Source organism: Pseudomonas edaphica, from assembly GCF_965277385.1.
Lineage (GTDB): Bacteria > Pseudomonadota > Gammaproteobacteria > Pseudomonadales > Pseudomonadaceae > Aquipseudomonas > Aquipseudomonas edaphica.
In genome coordinates this window covers 4417675-4437431 of the sequence record NZ_OZ255725.1, presented here as the reverse complement: position 1 = coordinate 4437431, position 19757 = coordinate 4417675, and the positions used below count along the sequence as shown (strand labels likewise).

Below are 19757 nucleotides of genomic sequence, written 5' to 3'. Positions count from 1 at the left end.
AAAGCAGCCCGTAGGCTGCTTTTTTCTGCATCGGGAAGCTGGACTTAAGCCAGTTTTTCCTTGATGCGAGCTGCTTTACCGGACAGGTCACGCAGGTAGTACAGCTTGGCTTTACGTACGTCACCGCGACGCTTAACGGCCATGCTGTCGATTTGCGGGCTGTAGGTCTGGAAAGTACGCTCTACGCCAACACCGTTGGAGATTTTACGAACAGTGAAAGCACTGTTCACACCACGGTTACGCTTGGCGATTACCACGCCTTCGAACGCTTGCAGACGCGAACGGTCGCCTTCCTTCACTTTCACCTGAACGACAATAGTGTCGCCCGGGGCAAAGGTAGGGATCTCTTTGGTCATCTGCTCTGCTTCGAGTGCAAGGATGATTTTGTTAGTCATGCTGTGCTCCTAAGGTAAGTCAATGGACCTACCATCGATACGTTGTTAACTATCGTCCCGCGCGAGGATGTATTCCTCGAGCAGCTTCTTCTCTTCTCCAGAAAGCGAGCGGCTTTCCAGAAGATCGGCGCGTCGTTCATAGGTCCGACCAAGGGACTGCTGTAAACGCCAACGCCGGATGTGTGCGTGATTGCCACTTAGCAATACGTCGGGAACACGCTGATCCGCATACACCTCCGGTCGGGTGTAGTGCGGGCAATCCAGCAAACCATCCGTGAAGGAATCTTCCTCCGCAGAGTCCGCATGCCCTAAAGCTCCAGGCAGCAGTCGTGTAACCGCATCTATCAGGACCATCGCCGGCAGCTCGCCGCCAGACAGGACATAGTCCCCAATCGACCACTCTTCATCGACATGCGCTTCAATAAAACGCTCGTCAATGCCTTCATAGCGACCGGCAATCAGGATTAAGGCCTCCTCATTCGCCAGTTCGCGCACGCCAGCCTGTTTCAGCTGACGGCCTTGAGGGGACAGGTAAATTACCTTCGCCTTCTCCCCGGCTGCTGCCTTGGCCTCGACCAACGCATCTTCCAGGGGCTTGATCTTCATCACCATGCCCGGGCCACCGCCAAATGGGCGATCGTCCACAGTGTGATGTCGATCTGTCGTGTAGTCTCGCGGGTTCCAACAGGTGAGCTGCAACAGCCCCTGTTTCACCGCCCGACTGGTGATGCCGTACTCGCTGATGGCGGAAAACATCTCGGGAAACAAACTGATCACTTCAATGCGCAAATTAGCCACGCTTAGAAGTCCGCGTCCCATTCCACCTTCATCTCGCCCGCGGCCAGGTCGACGGCCAACACGCATTGCTCGGTATAGGGCAACAGGCGTTCGCGATCATCCAGGCTGCCAGCGCAAGGCTTGACCACCATTACATCATTGGCGCCGGTTTCCAGAAGATGATCGATTTTCCCGAGCAATTGCCCCAGTTGATCAATAACCTTCAGACCTTCCAGCTGGTACCAGTAGTACTCGCCGTCGGTCAATTCAGGGAACAGGTTGCGCGGCACGCAGATCTCATAACCGGCCAGAAGACGAGCTTCTTCACGGTCATCAAGACCCTTGAGCTTTGCGACCAGGAACTTATCGCTCCCGCGTCCACTGACCAGCTCGACCTGTTTCACACTACCTTCGCGCTTGAGCGTCCAGGTTTTGTACTGCAACAGGTTTTCAGTCGGATCAGTAAAGGAATACACCTTCACTTCGCCGCGAACGCCATGAACAGAGTAAATCTTGCCGATAACGATCAAATCATCAGCAACAGCTGGCGTCGCGTTCATATTGCTCAGGCTGCGGCCTTAGCCGAGTCCTTCAACAGTTTTGCAACGCGCTCGGATGGCTGTGCGCCAACGCTCAGCCAGTAGGCTACGCGCTCTTGGTTCACGGACAGACGAACTTCTTGACCACGAGCAACAGGGTTGAAGAAACCAACCTGTTCCTTGTGCGAACCGTCGCGCGGGTTGCGGCTGTCGGTTACGGTCAAGTGGTAAAACGGGCGCTTTTTGGAGCCGCCAAGGGCAAGACGGATTGTTAGCATGTGAACATCGTTCCTGTAGTCGGTGCTGCAAATCTAAATGCACAGCGGGCATAGGTGCCCGAAAGGCCGCATATTCTAAGGAATATCCGGACTTTTGCAAATGTCTTTTTCTGGCGCCTATCAGCGTGCCACTCAGATCTGCTATAGAGCCGTCGGTTAAAACGGCGAGTCAGCTCCCGCTAACCGCGGGTTTGCTGGAGATCCCACGTCCCTGTGGGTCGGAGCGCAAGCAAGCTTGCGCTCGAATACTTTTTACATTTTCGGCATGCCGCCGCCGGGCAACATACCGCCCATGCCGCGCATCATCTTGGCCATCCCGCCTTTGGCGGAGAATTTCTTCATCATCTTCTGCATCTGCTTGTGCTGCTTGATCAAGCGACCGATGTCCTGCACCTGGGTGCCGGAGCCCATGGCGATCCGACGTTTGCGCGAACCACTGATCAGCTCAGGGTCGCGGCGCTCGGCCGGGGTCATGGAGTTGATGATGGCTTCCATCTGCTTGAACTGCTTCTCTGCCGCGCCCTGGGCATTGCCCATTTGCGCCAGGTTCACACCGCCGATGTTCGGCAGCTTGTCCATCAGGCCGCCAAGGCCGCCCATGTTCTTCATTTGTTGCAGCTGGTCACGGAAGTCTTCGAGGTCGAAGCCCTTGCCCTTCTTCAGCTTTTTAGCAAGCTTGTCGGCTTTGTCTTTGTCGAGCGTGGCTTCGGCCTGCTCGATCAGGCTGAGCACGTCGCCCATGCCAAGGATGCGCGAGGCGATACGCTCAGGGTGGAACGGCTCGAGCGCATCGCTCTTCTCGCCCATACCGATGAATTTGATCGGCTTGCCGGTGATGGCGCGTACCGACAGCGCGGCACCGCCACGGGCGTCACCGTCGACCTTGGTCAGGATCACGCCGGTGAGCGGCAGTGCATCGCCGAAAGCCTTGGCGGTGTTGGCCGCATCCTGGCCGGTCATGGCGTCGACCACGAACAGCGTCTCGACCGGGTTGATCGCGGCATGCAACGCCTTGATCTCGCCCATCATCTCTTCGTCGATGTGCAGGCGACCGGCGGTATCGACGATGACCACGTCGATGAATTTGAGCTTGGCTTCTTTAATAGCCGCGTTGGCAATGTCGACCGGCTTCTGGCTCAGGTCGGACGGGAAGAAGGTCACACCGACTTCGCCTGCGAGCATTTCCAGCTGCTTGATCGCGGCCGGACGGTAGACGTCAGCCGATACCACCATGACCGACTTCTTCTTGCGCTCTTTAAGGAAGCGCGCCAGCTTGCCGGCGGTGGTGGTTTTACCCGCGCCCTGCAGACCGGCCATCAGCACAACGGCCGGTGGCACGGCGCTGAGGTTCAAGTCTTCGTTGGCTGCGCCCATCAGGCTTTCGAGTTCGGCCTGGACGACCTTCACAAATGCCTGGCCCGGCGTCAGGCTGCGGGACACTTCGGTGCCCACTGCGCGCTCTTTGACCGAGTTGACGAAGTCCTTGACCACAGGCAAGGCCACGTCGGCTTCCAGCAACGCCATGCGCACTTCACGCAGGGTGTCTTTAATATTGTCCTCGGTCAGCTTGGCCTTGCCGGTGACATGGCGCAGCGTCTGCGAGAGACGGTCAGTCAAGTTTTCAAACATGCGCGATCCTTTCAGGCCCTATTCATCGAAATGCAGTGGTGACCGAGGTAATGGCGGCCCAGGCTGTGGTAAATCGCTATTAAAAACAGCGCTCAGCAAGCCTGCGGCGTGGGCAGGTCGCGGATTATAGCGAAGACTGCGCCGCTGCACACGCGCTGTCTGGCCCGGGAGTCTTTCGTGCAGCGCAGGTGTGTGCCAAACTCAGCGCCTTTCGGGCTTGTCTATCAGGATTTATGGTCCCCTTGTCACCCAGTTTGCTACCCAGCCTCGCCGCCGCCCTTTTATATGCCGCTGCGACTCTCTATCAGGGCACTCGTCTGGCCCAAGGCACTAAAGCGGACAAACGTCTGCTGGTGGGCCTGGGCGTCGTCGCCCTGCTGGCTCACGCCGCGAGCCTGTTCACCCACCTGATGACGCCGGTCGGCCTGGGCCTGGACTTTTTCAGCGCCGCCAGCCTGATCGCCGCTGCCGTTATCGCGCTGACCTTGCTGGCCTGCTACCGCATCCCGGTCGAAAACCTGTTGGTGCTGCTATTCCCGCTGGGAATGCTGACCGTGCTGCTGGCGCAATTCACGCCAACAGGCACCGTGCAGGTCATCGACGAAGAGCCGGGCATCCTGGCGCACATCCTGTTGTCGATCCTGGCCTACGGCATGTTCACCATCGCGGTGTTCCAGGCCTTGCTCCTGCTGCTGCAAGATCACCAACTTAAAAACAAGCACCCGTCCGGGTTGATCAAGAACTTCCCGCCGCTGCAAACCATGGAAAGCCTGCTGTTTGGTTTCCTCTGGGCCGGCTGGACGCTGCTGTCGCTGTCGCTGATCTCCGGTTGGCTGTTCGTCGAGAACCTGTTCGCCCAGCACCTGGTGCACAAAACCCTGCTGGCATGCCTGGCCTGGGTGGTGTTCAGCGTGCTGTTGTGGGGGCGTAACCGTCTCGGCTGGCGCGGGCACAAGGCGATCCGCTGGACCCTGGCCGGTTTCTGCCTGCTGATGCTGGCCTACTTCGGCAGCAAGCTGGTTCGCGAATACATCCTGCATATCTGACGGGCAGCAATAATGGACAACTTGCCCCTTGGGCCGATGCTCGCGGTAATCGCCCTGCTGATCTTATGGGCGGCGCTGTTTACCGCCATCGAAGCCGCACAACAACACCTGCTGGCCATACGCCCTGGCACACGCCAAGGCGACAAGGCCGCCGCCCGCCTGAACTTCCCACGTAACAGCCTGATCCTGTGCAACAGCCTGTGTCGGGCGGCCGTGGTGATCCTGTGCACGTTGCTGGCGATTTATGCCTGGGCGCAAAACGGCCCGTGGCTCGGCTGGCTGATCTCCTGCGCCATCCTGCTGATACTTGCCGACTATCTGCCCCGTGCGCTGGCCGTTCGTCACCCCCAAGCCGTGCTGGGCTTCGGTAACACGCTGCTGGGCGTCCCGCTGAAAATCCTTTATCCACTGGCCTGGCTGCTCAACGGCATCAGCCTGTTGCTGTTGCGCCCCTTCGCGCGCAAATCCGGCGTGGTAAAAAAGAGCGACGAGCCGCTGCCCGAGCATGACGATGAACCGGAGCCCGAGGCCAACGACAATCGCACGCCCGGCCTGCCAGGCATCCACGCCCTGGACAACATCACGGTCAACGACATCCTGGTGCCGCGCAGTGAAGTGGATGGCATCAACCTGGACGACTCGGTCGAAGCCATCATCGAGCAACTGCGCACGTCCCAGCGCACGCGCCTGCCGGTGTTTCACAGCGACATCAACCAGGTGCAAGCGGTGCTCAACACTCGCCAGATCCAGCATTTGCTGCCCGACGCCAGCCTGACCAAAGAAGCCTTGCTGGCCGCCTGCCACGAACCCTACTTCGTGCCGGAAAGCACGCCACTGCAATTGCAGCTGCTGAACTTCCATAAACAGCAACGGCGCCTGGGCATGGTGGTGGACGAATACGGCGAAGTGCTGGGCATCGTCACCCTGGAAGATATCCTCGAAGAAATCGTCGGCGAATTCGAAAGCGACCAGGCGGTGGATAACCCGCACATCGAAGCCCAAGCCGATGGCCGCTACATCATCGACGGCGCCGCCTCGATCCGCGAACTGAACAAAAGCCTGGGCTGGCACTTGCCCAGTGACGGCCCCAAGACCCTCAATGGCCTGGTTACCGAGGCGCTGGAGACTATTCCCGACTGCGCGGTGTGCCTGAAAATTGGCCGCTACCGCCTGGAGATCCTCGAGACCGAGGACAACCGCGTGAGCAAGGTGCTGATCTGGCATACCAGCCGCGTGCCGGTAGCTGCATAACTTCCCCTGACACCACTCGATCCAATGTGGGAGCTGGCTTGCCTGCGATGCAGGCACCTCGGTCATTCAGTTGAACCGAGGTGATGCCATCGCAGGCAAGCCAGCTCCCACACAAGCCAATCCCCACACAAGCCAGCTCCCACATTTAGATTATTTGCCTGCCAACGCCCCCCTTGTTGGATCTACAAACCCCTTCCTATAATCGGCTCGGCTTACCCAAGCCCCGCCCGACCGCGTGCTACCCGCACTCAGCGCGTCCAGGCACCGCCTTTTCCGTGTCTGACCGGTGTTTGCTCCCATCCCGAGCCGCTCCGCTTACAACCCTGATCCATGGGTGTTCGACCAATAATAATCCGCGTCCAAACGCGCAATGACCGTCAGGGATACTGCCATGAGCACCACCTACAACGAGGCCGCACCCGCCGCCCCGCTCAACTCGACCGCACGGGTTGCCACTGCCAGCATCGTCGGCACTGCCATCGAGTTCTACGATTTCTATATCTACGCCACCGCTGCGGCACTGGTGATTGGCCCGGTGTTCTTCCCACAGACCTCCGGCACCGCGCAGATGCTGGCGTCGTTCCTGACCTTCGGTATCGCCTTTATTGCCCGCCCGCTGGGCTCGGCGCTGTTCGGCCACTTCGGCGACCGTATCGGGCGCAAATCCACCCTCGTCGCCTCGCTGCTGCTGATGGGCGTGTGTACCACGCTGATTGGCTTGCTGCCGGGCTATGACAGCATTGGCGCCTGGGCACCGATCCTGCTGTGTGTGCTGCGCTTCGGCCAGGGCCTGGGCCTTGGCGGCGAATGGGGCGGCGCGGCGCTGCTGGCCACCGAGAACGCCCCCAAGGGCAAGCGCGCCTGGTTCGGCATGTTCCCGCAACTGGGTCCGTCAATTGGTTTTCTGGCAGCCAATGGCCTGTTCCTGATCCTGGCCATGAGCCTCAACGACGAGCAGTTCCGCAGCTGGGGCTGGCGCATCCCGTTCATCCTCAGCGCAGCGCTGGTGATGGTCGGCCTCTATGCACGGCTCAAGCTGCACGAAACGCCGGTATTCGCCAACGCCGTGGCCAAAGAGGCGCCGGTGAAAGTGCCATTGGTAGAACTGTTCAGCCAGCATTGGCTGCCGGTGCTGCTGGGCGCCGCGTCGATGGTGGTGTGCTATGCGCTGTTTTACATCACCACCGCGTTTTCCCTGAGCTACGGAGTTTCGACCTTGGGCTACAGCCGTGAGATGTTCCTCGGTTTACTGTGCTTTGCGGTGCTGTTCATGGGGTTGGCCACGCCGCTGGCAGCCTTGGCCAGCGACCGCTACGGGCGCAAGCCAGTGCTGATCGTCGGCGCGGTGCTGGCGATTTTGTCGGGTTTCACCATGGAGCCGCTGCTGACCCACGGTTCAACTTGGGCGGTGGCGTTGTTCCTGGCGCTGGAACTGTTCCTGATGGGCATCACGTTTGCCCCGATGGGCGCGATGCTGCCGGAACTGTTCCCGACCCGCGTGCGTTATACCGGCGCTTCGGCGGCGTATAACCTCGGTGGGATTGTCGGCGCTTCGGCCGCACCGTTTTTTGCAACCAAGCTGGTGGCGATGGGTGGGCTGAGTTATGTCGGCGGGTATGTGTCGGCGGCAGCGTTGCTCAGCTTGATTGCTGTGCTGTGCCTGAAAGAGACGCGGGATAATGATTTGAATCGAGTCGTTTGATAGACCGCTATCGCAGCGGTGCGACGATTCGACAAGCCAGCTCCCACATTTGAAGGTATTCACAAATCAAAATGTGGGAGCTGGCTTGCCTGCGATGGGCGCGACGCGGTTACAGCTCTACAACAACAGCCTTGGAAGCACGGGTCGCTTTAGCTCGGGCAGCCTCGATCGACTCATCCCGCGCCAACGCCACGCCCATGCGGCGCTGGCCATTCACTTGCGGCTTGCCAAACAGACGCAACGCCGTGTCCGGTTCGCTCAAGGCAGCGCCGAGGTTGGCGAACGCTGTCTGAGTCGACTGCCCTTCCACCAGGATCACCGCCGAAGCCGAAGGCCCGAACTGGCGGATCAACGGAATCGGCAAGCCCAGGATGGCGCGCGCGTGCAGCGCGAACTGCGACAGGTCCTGGGAAATCAGGGTCACCAAACCGGTGTCATGGGGGCGCGGCGAGACTTCGCTGAACCACACCTGATCGCCCTTGATGAACAACTCCACGCCAAACAGGCCGCGGCCACCCAGCGCCTCGGTCACGGCTTTGGCTACACGCTCGGATTCAGCCAGGGCAATCGGGCTCATGGCTTGCGGCTGCCAGGATTCCTGATAATCGCCCTTCTCCTGACGGTGCCCTACAGGCGCGCAGAAGGTGGTGCCACCGATGTGACGCACGGTCAGCAGGGTGATTTCGTAGTCGAAGTCGATAAAACCTTCGATGATCACGCGGCCTTTGCCGGCACGCCCGCCTTCCTGGGCGTAATCCCAGGCTTTTTGTACATCATCGGCGCCGCGCAGCAGGCTCTGGCCCTTGCCCGACGAACTCATCACCGGTTTGACCACACACGGGAAGCCCAGGTCTTGCACGGCCTTGCTGTAGTCTTCGAAGGTGTCGGCGAAGTGGTACGGCGAAGTCGGCAGGTCCAGCTCTTCAGCGGCCAGACGACGGATGCCTTCACGGTTCATGGTCAGCGACGTGGCACGCGCGGTCGGGATCACGGTAAAGCCTTCGGCTTCCAGTTCCACCAGCGTTGCAGTGGCGATGGCTTCGATTTCCGGCACGATGAAGTGCGGCTTTTCGGCCTCGATCACGGCACGCAGGGCGGCGCCGTCGAGCATGTTGATCACGTGGCTGCGGTGCGCCACCTGCATGGCCGGCGCGTTGGCGTAGCGATCCACGGCAATCACTTCAACGCCCAGGCGTTGCAGTTCGATTACCACTTCCTTGCCCAGCTCACCGCAGCCACACAGTAAAACGCGGGTCGCGGTTGGCGACAATGGAGTTCCGATTCGGGTCATCTCAGGTCCTCAGGGGAGCGGATCATGGGGAGAAAGGCCGGCATTTTACATGAACTGTAAAAATTGGCCTCAGTTGGCGACAGCCCGTTTGCGCATACGCCAGGCCATGATCAGCCACACCACCGTGACCCCGGCAAATTTGGACACCAGCGCGGTGCCGGCCACTGCCGGTGTGAGCGCGCCGATCAAGCCGAAGAAGATAAACGTATCGAGGGGAATGCTCAGCGCCGAACTTATCCACAGGCGGTCGTGCAGCGGGCGCTTGGTGATGCTGAACACCAGCCAGTCGATGCACTCGGACACCGCAAACGCCGTGGCGCTGGCCAGCGCGATGGACGGGTCAGAGGTGATATACGACAGCACCAGCGCTGCCAGCATGGCGATGATTGCGCCATGGCCGAAGCGGGTTTGCACCATGTCACGCAGGATAAACACCAGGCCACCCCAGGCGGACCAGATGACATCCAGGTGCGGGGCGGTGGAGAAAGCGAAGTTGATCAGCACGACGCTGCTGATGTAGGCGATCAGGAAGAGCATGGGGGAGGACCTGTGGGTAATGCCGCACAGGTTAATGCACAAACAATCACTGTGGCGAGGGAGCTTGCTCCCGCTGGGGCGCGAAGCGGCCCTAAAACAGGTGATTGCGGTATAACTGACGAAATGCAGTCGCCTGATGTGGGGCTGCTTCGCAGCCCAGCGGGAGCAAGCTCCCTCGCCACAAAAAGAAGCATTCCAACAGGTCAGGTGCCAGATTTACCAGGCATCATCCACACCAACCCACTTGCCTTCGCCCGCTCATGGCACAACCCCAGCACCACCCGGCGCTCGGCATTGTCCATGCGGCTCCAGCGCGTAATTTCATCCACGGTGCGCTGGCAGCCGGTACAAATATCGTCATTGTCCAGCGCGCAAATGCTCACGCACGGCGAGGCGACAGGGCGTTCAACCGGGTTCATTGTTCCTGCTCAACCAGGTCACGCGCATACCGCTGCGCGTTATGCACATAGTGCGCGGCGCTGGCTTCGAGCATGCGCTTTTGCGCCTCGGTCAGCTCACGTACCACCTTGCCCGGCGACCCCATCACCAGCGAGCCATCGGGGATTTCCTTGCCTTCGCCAATCAGCGAGTTGGCGCCGATGATGCAATGTTTGCCGATCCTGGCGCCATTGAGGATCACCGCGTTGATGCCGATCAGGCTGTAGTCGTCAACGGTGCAGCCGTGCAGCATGGCGTTATGGCCGATGGTCACGCCGGTGCCCAGGGTCAGCGGGTAGCCCATGTCGGTGTGCATCACGCTGCCGTCCTGCACATTGCTGTTCTTGCCGATCAGGATCAGCTCATTATCGCCACGCAACACCGCGTTGAACCAGACGTTGGCGCCCTCTTCCAGCTTGACCTTGCCGACCAGCGTGGCATTCGGCGCCACCCAGCTGTGCGGGTGCGTCTCGACGCGGGCGTCGCCCAGGCGGTATTTCATGGTGTGTCCTCACGGCTGGCCATTCAAGCGATGGCTTAGATATTGATAAAGCTTTTAGGCGGCTGGTGCAGGCTGATCTGAGCGTCGTCATAGAGCAGGTTGATCAGCTCGACGATCATGATTGCCGTCAACCCCCAGATCTTGTATTCGCCAAATCGGTAGCTGGGCACATACCAACTGCGGCCCTGGTAATCGATGCGGTGGGTGTGTTCGCGCGGGTCCTGGCGGAAAAACTCCAGCGGCACGCTGAACACGGCGGCGATCTCGGCATCGTTGGCCAGGTATTCGACGTAATCGGGGATCACACCGACGTAGGGCGTTACACGAATGCCATGCAGGGAAATCAACGGGCTTAACGGGCCGACCACTTCCACCAGACCGGGCGGCAGACCGATTTCCTCTTCGGCTTCGCGCAGTGCGGTAAAAATCAGGTCCGGGTCTTCGGGGTCGCGCCGCCCGCCAGGAAACGCCACTTCGCCACCGTGGGTCGACAGACCGCTGGCGCGCAGGGTCAGGATCAGCTCGGGTTCGTCGCTGCGGGTGATCGGCACCAACACGGCGGCCTCGGGGAAACGCCCGTCAGTTTCCAAGGTGTGGGGGGTGTGATTGGTTACCCGGCGAAGTAGCTCGTCCAGCATGAGTCATCTCGGTCTGTTGGCTACCTTGTATCATGCACCAAAGCAGGCAGGCGCCCAACCCCAAAACCACCGGCGTGTCGCTAAACGACAACTTGCAGCGCCCTGCCCGCCACGCCAAGATAGACGCACTTTCCAGGAACCCCAGCATGAATTTCTGCAGCCAGTGCGGTAAACCGGTTACCCAACGCATTCCCGAAGGCGACGGCCGCCTGCGCTACGTGTGTGATCACTGCTCGACCATTCATTACCAGAACCCCAATATCGTCGCCGGCACCGTGCCGGTGTGGGGCGACAAAGTGCTGCTGTGCCGCCGCGCCATCGAACCGCGCCTGGGTTACTGGACCCTGCCCGCAGGCTTTATGGAAAACGGCGAAACCGTAGAGCAGGCCGCCGCCCGCGAAACCCTGGAAGAAGCCTGCGCCCGCGTGCGCAACCTGAGCATCTATACCCTGATCGATGTACCGCACATCAGCCAGGTGCATATCTTCTACCGCGCCGAACTGGTCGACCTGGACTTCGCCGCAGGCCCCGAGAGCCTTGAAGTGAAGCTGTTTGATGAGGCCGACATCCCTTGGTCCGAGCTGGCTTTCCGCACGGTCGGGCGTACCTTAGAATGCTTCTTCGCTGACCGCAGGCAACAGCTGTTCCCGGTGCGCAGCGAGTCGGTGCCGCCGATGACGCGGCCGGCCAAATAACTCCAGGCAGCACCTTCTACAAGGGAAACCGTTTTAATGCGTTGGTTGCTCGCTCTGATCTGCCTGTCGTTCGCTAGCCTGTCTTCGGCCTCCACGGTGGAAACCCTCGGCGGCAAACCGGTCGAGAAAATCCTGGTGCTCAAGTCCGCCCATCAGTTGCAATTGATCAACGACGGCAAACCGCTCAAGACCTACCGCATCTCGCTCGGTAAAAACCCCAAGGGCACCAAACTGATGGAAGGCGACCGCCGCACGCCAGAGGGCTTCTACTGGATCGACTGGCGCAAGACCAGCGACCGCTTCAACCTGGCCATGCACATCTCCTACCCCAATATCAGTGACTCGGCCCGCGCGCGCCGCGAAGGCGTGAAACCGGGCAGCATGATCATGATCCACGGCACGCCCGACACCGAGGAATACCCGGAACAGTGGTTTCACACCCTGGACTGGACCGACGGTTGCATCGGCATGCGCAACGTGGACATGCGCGAAGTCTGGAACCTGGTCAAAGACGGCACCCTGATCGAGATTCGTCCGTAATCGCCTACCGTTTGTAAAATAACTCAAAAATAATTAAAAAAAATCCCTGCCCATGGCAGCGCCTGCCGGTGAATACCAGTTCACTGCTCGGGCTGCGCAATTCTGCGCGCACTCAAGACCTCTCTAATACCACTTGATACCAGGCACCCTTAATGTGCGCTGAAACAGGCTACCGCACTGTTTTCGCTGCATTGACATGGTATTTAAGTGGTATTAATTTCCGGCCAATACCGGGCGACAACATTCCAATAACGCATCGGAAACCTGACAGATGAATCCCATACTGGCGCTGCGCCCCGACGACAAACAGTCCACGCCGCTGTACCTGCAATTGGCCCGCAAGCTCGAAGCGGCGATCCATGCCGGCGAGTGGAAATCCGAACAGGCGTTGCCGTCGGAACGGGTCCTGAGTGAGCAACTGAGCATTTCCCGCGTCACCGCGCGCAAAGCCCTGGAAGTGCTGTTTGCCCAAGGCTTGATTCGCCGTAGCCAAGGCTCGGGGACCTTTATCACCCCGCGTCTGGAGCAGCCGCTGTCGCGCCTGTCGGGGTTCAGCGAGATGTTGCGCCTCAAGGGCTTTGTGCCCACGTCCCAGTGGCTGGAGCGCGACATCACCCCGCCGACCCACGAAGAACTGATCCGCCTGGGCCTGTCGCCGACCGACAAAGTGGCGCGGCTCAAACGCCTGCGTAAGGCTGACGACACCGTAATGGCAATTGAAATGACCGCCATGCCCGCCTCCGTGCTGCCAAACCCGCAAGCCATCGGCAACTCGCTGTACGAATACCTGGAAAGCATTGGCAAACCTGTAGTGCGCGCGCTGCAACATATTCAGGCGATCAATGCCTCCGATGAGTTCGCCAAACTGGTCGGCATCGCCCCCGGCACCGCCATGCTGCTGATGACCCGAGTCGGCTACACCGCCGACAACACGCCGATTGAAATCACCGACACCTACTGCCGCAACGACTACTACGACTTCGTCGCAGAGCTGCGCCGTAATGACTACTCCGCTGAACTGCGGGTTTAGAGAACTGCCCATGTCCGAAGACAACATCCTCACGCCCGGCGGCTGGATTCGCGGCCGCCTGGTGCACGAACACGGCAAGGTGGTCGCCATCGACGGCACGCCGTGCGACCCGAACGACAATGACCTGCCCTACTTGCTGCCAGGCTTTATTGACCTGCACGTTCACGGCGGTGGCGGCAAAGACATCATGGAAGGCACCGACGCCTTCGAGACCATCACCCGCACCCACGTGCGCTTTGGTACGACCTCGCTGCTGGCTACCACCATGACCGCACCGGTGGATGAAATCTCCCGCGTGCTCGGCGAACTCGGCACGTTCTGCGAGCAGCGCCCTACAGGCAGCGCACGGGTTCTCGGCGTACACCTGGAAGGCCCCTACATCAATCCGGGAAAACTCGGCGCGCAACCCAACTTCGCCCACACCGCGTTAATGGCCGAAGTGGAAGCCTACCTGCGCCTGGCGCCGATCCGGGTGATCACCATTGCTCCGGAAATTGCCGGCCACGATGCCTTGATCCGCGCCCTCAGCGAACGCGGCGTGCGCATGCAAATCGGCCACACCCTGGGCAGCTACGAAGAAGGCGTCGCTGCCCTCGCCGCCGGCGCCACCAGCTTCACGCATTTGTATAACGCCATGAGCCCGCTGCATCACCGCGAACCGGGCATCGTCGGCGCCGCGTTGGCCCACGCCAAGTACGCCGAATTGATCCCGGATTTGCTGCATGTACACCCCGGCGCCATACGCGTGGCGCTGCGCTCGATCCCGTGCCTGTACTGCGTCACCGATTCCACCGCCGCCGCCGGCATGCCCGACGGCGAATACAAGCTGGGCAGCCACACCGTCACCAAATGCCTGGGCGGCGTGCGCCTGGCCGACGGCACCCTGGCCGGCAGCACCCTGACCATGGACCAGGCGCTGCGCAACCTGGTGAAAATCGGCCTGCCCATCAGCGAAGCCTCACAACGCCTGTCGCAGTTTCCTGCGGACTATCTGGGCCTGGAAGAACGCGGGCGCCTGCAACCGGGCAGCTTTGCCGACTGCGTGCGCATGGACCGCTCCCTGACACTCACCGACGTAATGGTCGAAGGAGAAACCATTGACTTCAAAAATGCTTGAAGAGGCCCTGGCCTCCTGTGACGCCGTGGAGGCCCAACTGCAGCGCCTCAACCCGATACTGGAGGAAGTGGCCGGGCGCCTGCGCCGCCAGCCACCGCAAGTGGCGATGACCATCGCCCGTGGCAGTTCAGACCATGCCGCCAGCTACTTCGCCTACCTGGCCATGCAGCATGTGGGCATTCCGGTGGCGTCGTTGCCGATGTCGGTGGTGACCTTGCTGCAAGCGCCGTTGAAGGTCAGCGGCCAGGTGGCGTTCGGTTTCTCCCAGTCTGGGCAAAGCCCGGATTTGGTCAACAGCCTGCGCCTGCTGCGCAAACGCGGGGTTTTGAGCATTTCGATGGTCAACGCCGAAGACTCACCGCTGGAAGCCGCGTGTGAATTCCACGTACCACTGTGCGCCGGGCCGGAGCAGAGTGTCGCAGCGACCAAAAGCTTTATCGCCACTTTAAGCGCCAGCGCGCAGTTGATCGGCCACTGGAACCAGGACCTGTTGCTGCTGCAAGCCTGCCAGGCCTTGCCCGTCGGCTTGCGCGAAGCCGCCACCCAGGACTGGACGCCAGCCATCGAAGCCCTGCGCAGCAGCCAACGCCTGATTGTAATTGGCCGTGGCGCCGGTTTTGCCATCGCCCAGGAAGCCGCGCTCAAGCTCAAAGAAACCTCGGCAATCCAGGCCGAAGCCTTCAGCAGCGCCGAAGTGCGCCACGGGCCGATGGCCTTGATCGATGAAAACTACCCACTGCTGGTGTTCGCCCCACGCGGCGCCGAGCAAGCCGGGCTGTTGAGCCTGGCCGCCGATATGCGTCAACGCGGCGCCCGCGTCTTGCTGGCCGCGCCGGACGATATCGCTGAACGCGACCTGACCCTGAGCCGCGCCGAACACCCGAGCCTGGACCCGATCCTGGCGATCCAAAGCTTCTACGTGATGGCCGCAGGGCTGGCGGAGGCCCGCGGCATGGACCCGGACCAGCCGCGCCACCTGAGCAAAGTTACCCGCACTCACTGAGTCGCGTTTTCCTGATGAGTACCGTGCCCATGTCTTACAACAATAATGAATTGACCCTAAGCGCCCCACTCAGTGGCCCGGTGCTGACCCTGGGCAACGTTCCCGACGAAGTGTTCGCCAGCGGCGCCATGGGCGAGGGTATTGCCATCGACCCGCTGAATGACTGCCTGCACGCGCCCTGTGACGGGGTGATTATCCATGTCGCCCGCACCGGGCATGCGCTGACGATTCGTGCCGACAACGGCGCCGAAGTGTTGATGCATGTGGGCATCGACACCGTGGAATTGAACGGCGAAGGCTTTGCCCGGCTGGTGAAGGAAGGCGCACGGGTGAGCCAGGGCCAGGCGCTGGTGCAGTTTGATCTGGATCGCATTGCGCGCCAGTGCAAAAGCCTGGTCAGCCTGATTATCCTGACTAATGGCGAGGGTTTTGAGCTACGGCCGGTTGCAGGAAAAACCGTCAAGGTGGGTGAGCCGTTGCTGCACATTGCCGCGCGTTCAGTAGCGCCGTTGCAGGCGGCTGTGGATAACTCTGTCACCGAAGTGCGCGCCAGCGTGCGCATTACCCACCGTGGCGGTTTGCATGCACGCCCCGCCGCGCTGGTACGTAAGACCGCGCAAGGTTTCAGCAGCCATGCAGAGTTGCACTTCGCCGGTAAGTCGGCGCCGTGCGACAGCCTGATTGGCTTGATGGGGTTGGGCATTGGTGAAGGTGATGAAGTGCGTATCACCTGTCGCGGCAAGGATTGTGAGGCGGCGTTGCAGGCGTTGGTGGCCGCACTGTCGGTTGCCGTGAATGAAGAACACCACGCGCCGGTGACCGTGGCACCGCGTCGGGCGAACACCGAAGCCGGTGTGTTACAAGGCGTGTGCGCCGCGCCCGGCCTGGTCTGTGGGCCGCTGTTTCGCCTCACCGGTATCGAACTGCCGCAAGACACGGGCACGCATGTCGCCGACGAACAACTGCAGCGCCTGGACACCGCGCTGGAGCACGTGCGCGGAGAAATCCGCAGCACCCTGGCACAGGCACGCCAACGCAAGAACGTCGAAGAAGAAGACATCTTCGCCGCCCACCTTGCGCTGTTGGAAGACCCCACGCTGCTGGATGCCGCCACCCGTGCCATCGAGCAAGGCAGCGCCGCTACCCACGCCTGGCGCGACGCGATCCAGGCGCAATGCGCGGTGTTGCTGGCCTTGGGCAAACCGCTATTTGCCGAGCGCGCTAACGACCTGCGCGATCTGCAACAACGCGTACTGCGTGCGCTGTTGGGGGAAGCCTGGCACTTCGAATTGCCGGCCGGTTCGATTGTCAGCGCCCATGAACTGACCCCCTCCGACCTGCTGCAACTGAGCGCACAAAACGCCGTGGGTATTTGCATGGCCGAAGGCGGCGCTACGTCTCACGTCGCGATTTTGGCCCGAGGCAAAGGCTTGCCGTGCGTGGTCGCGCTGGGCGCCGAAGTGCTCGACGTGCCCCAAGGCCAACGCGTGGTGCTGGACGCAGCCAACGGTCGCCTGGAACTGGCCCCCAGCGAGGCGCGCCACGCCGAAGTGCACCAGATTCGTGATGCGCAAAAACTGCGCCGTCAGCAACAACAGGCCCAAGCCCAACAAGCGGCGCAAACCCGCGATGGCGTAAGCATTGAAGTGGCGGCGAATGTTGCCTCCAGTGCCGAGACTAAAGTGGCGTTTGAGAACGGCGCCGATGGTGTGGGCTTGCTGCGCACCGAATTCCTGTTTGTCGACCGCCGCACCGCGCCGGATGAGCAGGAGCAACGCCAGGCCTACCAAGCCGTGCTGGATGCCATGGGCGACAAGTCGGTGATCATCCGCACCATCGACGTGGGCGGCGACAAACAGCTCGACTACCTGCCGCTGCCCGTCGAAGCCAACCCTGTGCTGGGCCTGCGCGGTATTCGCCTGGCGCAAGTACGCCCGGACGTGCTCGACCAACAACTGCGCGCCCTGCTGCAAGTGTCTCCGCTGGCGCGTTGCCGCATCCTGCTGCCGATGGTCAGCGAGGTGGATGAACTGCTGCAGATCCGCCAGCGCCTGGATGAACTCTGCGCGGAGCTGGAGCTGACCCAGCGTCCGGAACTGGGCGTGATGATCGAAGTGCCCGCCGCCGCGCTGATGGCTGAGCAACTCGCCAAACACGCGGACTTTTTATCCATCGGCACCAATGACCTGTCCCAGTACACCCTGGCCATGGACCGCGACCACGCGGGCCTCGCCGCACGGGTGGATGCCTTGCACCCGGCGCTGCTGCGCTTGATCGCGCAAACCTGCGCCGGTGCCGCCAAGCATGGGCGTTGGGTGGGTGTGTGCGGCGCCCTGGCGTCCGACCCGCTGGCCACGCCGGTGCTGGTTGGCCTGGGTGTGAGTGAACTGTCGGTAAGCCCGCCGCAAATCGGAGAAATCAAGGACCGCGTTCGCCACCTGGACGCGGCGCAATGCCGGCAATTGAGCCAAGGCCTGCTCGACCTGAGCAGCGCCAAGGCCGTTCGCCAAGCCTGTCAACACCACTGGCCGCTGAGCTGAAAACAACAAGAATAGGGAGACACGCCATGTACCAACATTTCATCGAAGGCCTGCAACGCCTCGGCCGCGCACTGATGCTGCCGATCGCGATTCTGCCGATCGCCGGCCTCTTGCTGCGTCTGGGCGACACCGACCTTTTGAACATCGCGGTGATGCACGATGCCGGGCAAGCAATCTTCGCCAACCTGGCGCTGATCTTCGCCATCGGTATTGCCGTCGGTTTTGCCCGCGACAATAACGGCACGGCGGGTTTGGCCGGGGCGATTGGTTACCTGGTGATGATCTCCACGCTCAAGGTGATGGACACCACCATCAACATGGGCATGCTCGCCGGTATTGCCAGCGGCTTGATGGCCGGTGGGCTGTATAACCGCTTCAAGGACATCAAGCTGCCGGAGTATCTGGCCTTCTTTGGTGGGCGACGGTTTGTGCCGATTGTCACCGGGTTTTCGGCGGTCGCCCTGGGCGTGATCTTTGGCCTGATCTGGCCACCGATCCAGCACGGCATCAACAGTTTTGGCGTGCTGCTGATGGAAAGCGGCAGCTTTGGCGCATTTGTGTTTGGCGTGTTCAACCGCCTGCTGATCGTCACCGGCCTGCACCATATCCTCAACAACATGGCGTGGTTTGTGTTCGGCAGCTTTACCGACCCAACCACCGGCGCCATCGTCACCGGCGACCTGACCCGTTATTTTGCCGGCGACCCGAAAGGCGGCCAGTTCATGACCGGCATGTTCCCGGTCATGCTGTTCGGCCTGCCCGCCGCGTGTTTGGCGATGTACCGCAATGCACTGCCGGAACGCCGCAAGGTCATGGGCGGGATTTTCCTGTCGATGGCGCTGACCTCGTTTTTGACCGGCGTGACTGAGCCGATCGAATTCGCGTTTATGTTCCTCGCACCATTTTTGTACCTGATCCACGCGGTGCTCACCGGCCTGTCGATGGCCGTGACCAATATGCTGAATATCCACCTCGGTTTTACCTTCTCCGGTGGCTTTATCGACATGGTGCTCGGTTGGGGCAAGTCCACCAACGGCTGGCTGGTATTCCCGGTCGGGTTGGCTTACGCGGTGATCTACTACAGCGTGTTCAACTATTGCATTCGTCGGTTCAACCTGAAGACACCGGGGCGTGAAGACATCCAGGTGGTGCAGGCTGAGGTGATGACCGATAACCAGCGGGCCAGTGCCTACATCCGCGCACTCGGCGGTGCAGAGAATTTGCTGAGTGTCGGCGCGTGCACTACACGTCTGCGCCTGGACATGGTGGATCGCAACAAAGCGGTGGATGCGCAGTTGAAAGCACTCGGCGCCATGGCTGTGGTTCGGCCGGGTAACGGCGGGAGTTTGCAGGTGGTCGTAGGGCCGATGGCTGACAGCATTGCGGATGAGATCCGCCTGGCGATGCCATCGTTTGTTGCCAGTGTGCCGGTGGCCGCCCAGCCTGTGGATAAACCGGTTGCGGTGAATGTGCAGGAGGCCGAGAAGTGGCTGAATGCTTTAGGCGGCCGCACGAATGTGCGCCAGCTGGAAGCGGTGGCGATGACCCGATTGCGGGTGGAACTGGGGGATGATTCGGTGCTGTCTGAAGCGGACCTGACTGCGCTGGGTTGCCAGGGTGTGAGCCAGCTGGACAGCGGGGTTTGGCATTTGTTGATTGGTGACAAGGCCACTGGATTGGGCGAGGCACTGGAGCGGCTGGTTACACGACCAATCAACGCCTGACCCCCACTGTGACCGATCAACCTCTGTGGCGAGGGAGCTTGCTCCCGCTGGGCTGCGCAGCAGCCCCTTGCCCAGCCTACACATT

Annotated in this window: 20 protein-coding genes; 10 read left to right on the top strand and 10 right to left on the bottom strand. The window is 61.0% G+C overall.

Annotated elements, in window-relative coordinates; genetic code table 11:
- Positions 1-44: 44 nt before the first annotated feature.
- From rplS to ffh, 5 genes are all read right to left on the bottom strand, one after another.
- Positions 45-395: a 50S ribosomal protein L19 gene (rplS, locus tag ACQY47_RS20165; RefSeq protein ID WP_003175895.1), complete on the bottom strand. Its 351-nt coding sequence runs from the start codon at positions 393-395 to the stop codon at positions 45-47.
- A 45-nt stretch (positions 396-440) separates the two neighbouring features.
- The gene (gene trmD, locus ACQY47_RS20160) at positions 441-1214 is read right to left on the bottom strand and encodes a tRNA (guanosine(37)-N1)-methyltransferase TrmD (RefSeq protein ID WP_170875847.1); all 774 of its coding nucleotides are present in this window, start codon (positions 1212-1214) and stop codon (positions 441-443) included.
- Positions 1196-1732, bottom strand: a complete 537-nt coding sequence (rimM, locus tag ACQY47_RS20155) for a ribosome maturation factor RimM (RefSeq protein WP_003175898.1) — start codon at positions 1730-1732, stop codon at positions 1196-1198. Before rimM ends, trmD begins: the two co-directional genes overlap by 19 nt.
- A 5-nt stretch (positions 1733-1737) precedes the next feature.
- Entirely contained in the window at positions 1738-1989 is a 252-nt protein-coding gene (gene rpsP, locus ACQY47_RS20150) for a 30S ribosomal protein S16 (protein ID WP_003175899.1), read from the bottom strand.
- Positions 1990-2241: 252 nt separating this feature from the next.
- The gene (ffh, locus tag ACQY47_RS20145) at positions 2242-3618 is read right to left on the bottom strand and encodes a signal recognition particle protein (RefSeq protein WP_017139724.1); all 1377 of its coding nucleotides are present in this window, start codon (positions 3616-3618) and stop codon (positions 2242-2244) included.
- 233 nt (positions 3619-3851) lie between these two features.
- On the opposite strand from ffh, the gene ACQY47_RS20140 reads away from it, so the two are divergent.
- The 3 genes from ACQY47_RS20140 to ACQY47_RS20130 all read left to right on the top strand — a co-directional run bounded on the left by ACQY47_RS20140 (position 3852) and on the right by ACQY47_RS20130 (position 7617).
- Complete coding sequence (locus ACQY47_RS20140; RefSeq protein ID WP_017139723.1) at positions 3852-4664, top strand: cytochrome C assembly family protein; 813 nt, start codon at positions 3852-3854, stop codon at positions 4662-4664.
- 12 nt (positions 4665-4676) lie between these two features.
- Positions 4677-5915 carry a transporter associated domain-containing protein gene (locus tag ACQY47_RS20135; RefSeq protein ID WP_099549349.1) on the top strand — a complete coding sequence of 413 codons (1239 nt, stop codon included), beginning with the start codon at positions 4677-4679 and terminating at the stop codon, positions 5913-5915.
- A gap of 391 nt (positions 5916-6306) precedes the next feature.
- A complete protein-coding gene (locus ACQY47_RS20130; protein WP_428551306.1) occupies positions 6307-7617 on the top strand; it encodes an MFS transporter in 1311 nt (436 codons plus the stop codon).
- Positions 7618-7726: 109 nt separating this feature from the next.
- Here the strand turns inward: ACQY47_RS20130 and purT are convergent, their stop codons facing one another.
- The 5 genes from purT to ACQY47_RS20105 all read right to left on the bottom strand — a co-directional run bounded on the left by purT (position 7727) and on the right by ACQY47_RS20105 (position 11023).
- Positions 7727-8908 carry a formate-dependent phosphoribosylglycinamide formyltransferase gene (purT, locus tag ACQY47_RS20125; protein ID WP_177033347.1) on the bottom strand — a complete coding sequence of 394 codons (1182 nt, stop codon included), beginning with the start codon at positions 8906-8908 and terminating at the stop codon, positions 7727-7729.
- Between the two features lie 69 nt (positions 8909-8977).
- Positions 8978-9445 carry a VUT family protein gene (locus ACQY47_RS20120; protein ID WP_056858699.1) on the bottom strand — a complete coding sequence of 156 codons (468 nt, stop codon included), beginning with the start codon at positions 9443-9445 and terminating at the stop codon, positions 8978-8980.
- A 203-nt stretch (positions 9446-9648) separates the two neighbouring features.
- Complete coding sequence (locus tag ACQY47_RS20115; protein WP_428551301.1) at positions 9649-9864, bottom strand: DUF1289 domain-containing protein; 216 nt, start codon at positions 9862-9864, stop codon at positions 9649-9651.
- A complete protein-coding gene (locus ACQY47_RS20110; protein ID WP_058414816.1) occupies positions 9861-10385 on the bottom strand; it encodes a gamma carbonic anhydrase family protein in 525 nt (174 codons plus the stop codon). The genes ACQY47_RS20115 and ACQY47_RS20110 overlap by 4 nt, the downstream gene beginning before the upstream one ends.
- A gap of 35 nt (positions 10386-10420) precedes the next feature.
- Entirely contained in the window at positions 10421-11023 is a 603-nt protein-coding gene (locus ACQY47_RS20105) for a CoA pyrophosphatase (protein WP_017139716.1), read from the bottom strand.
- A gap of 146 nt (positions 11024-11169) precedes the next feature.
- On the opposite strand from ACQY47_RS20105, the gene ACQY47_RS20100 reads away from it, so the two are divergent.
- From ACQY47_RS20100 to nagE, 7 genes are all read left to right on the top strand, one after another.
- Positions 11170-11718 carry an NUDIX hydrolase gene (locus ACQY47_RS20100; protein ID WP_017139715.1) on the top strand — a complete coding sequence of 183 codons (549 nt, stop codon included), beginning with the start codon at positions 11170-11172 and terminating at the stop codon, positions 11716-11718.
- 36 nt (positions 11719-11754) lie between these two features.
- Entirely contained in the window at positions 11755-12258 is a 504-nt protein-coding gene (locus ACQY47_RS20095) for a L,D-transpeptidase family protein (RefSeq protein WP_099485500.1), read from the top strand.
- 271 nt (positions 12259-12529) lie between these two features.
- Positions 12530-13288: a GntR family transcriptional regulator gene (locus tag ACQY47_RS20090; protein WP_099549346.1), complete on the top strand. Its 759-nt coding sequence runs from the start codon at positions 12530-12532 to the stop codon at positions 13286-13288.
- A 10-nt stretch (positions 13289-13298) separates the two neighbouring features.
- Entirely contained in the window at positions 13299-14405 is a 1107-nt protein-coding gene (gene nagA / locus ACQY47_RS20085) for an N-acetylglucosamine-6-phosphate deacetylase (protein WP_099549345.1), read from the top strand.
- Positions 14398-15408: an SIS domain-containing protein gene (locus ACQY47_RS20080; RefSeq protein WP_428557370.1), complete on the top strand. Its 1011-nt coding sequence runs from the start codon at positions 14398-14400 to the stop codon at positions 15406-15408. Before nagA ends, ACQY47_RS20080 begins: the two co-directional genes overlap by 8 nt.
- 29 nt (positions 15409-15437) lie before the next feature.
- Positions 15438-17948, top strand: coding sequence for a phosphoenolpyruvate--protein phosphotransferase (ptsP, locus tag ACQY47_RS20075; RefSeq protein WP_428551296.1), 2511 nt, complete (start codon positions 15438-15440; stop codon positions 17946-17948).
- A 26-nt stretch (positions 17949-17974) separates the two neighbouring features.
- Positions 17975-19672, top strand: coding sequence for an N-acetylglucosamine-specific PTS transporter subunit IIBC (gene nagE / locus ACQY47_RS20070; RefSeq protein WP_428551293.1), 1698 nt, complete (start codon positions 17975-17977; stop codon positions 19670-19672).
- Positions 19673-19757 lie beyond the last annotated feature (85 nt).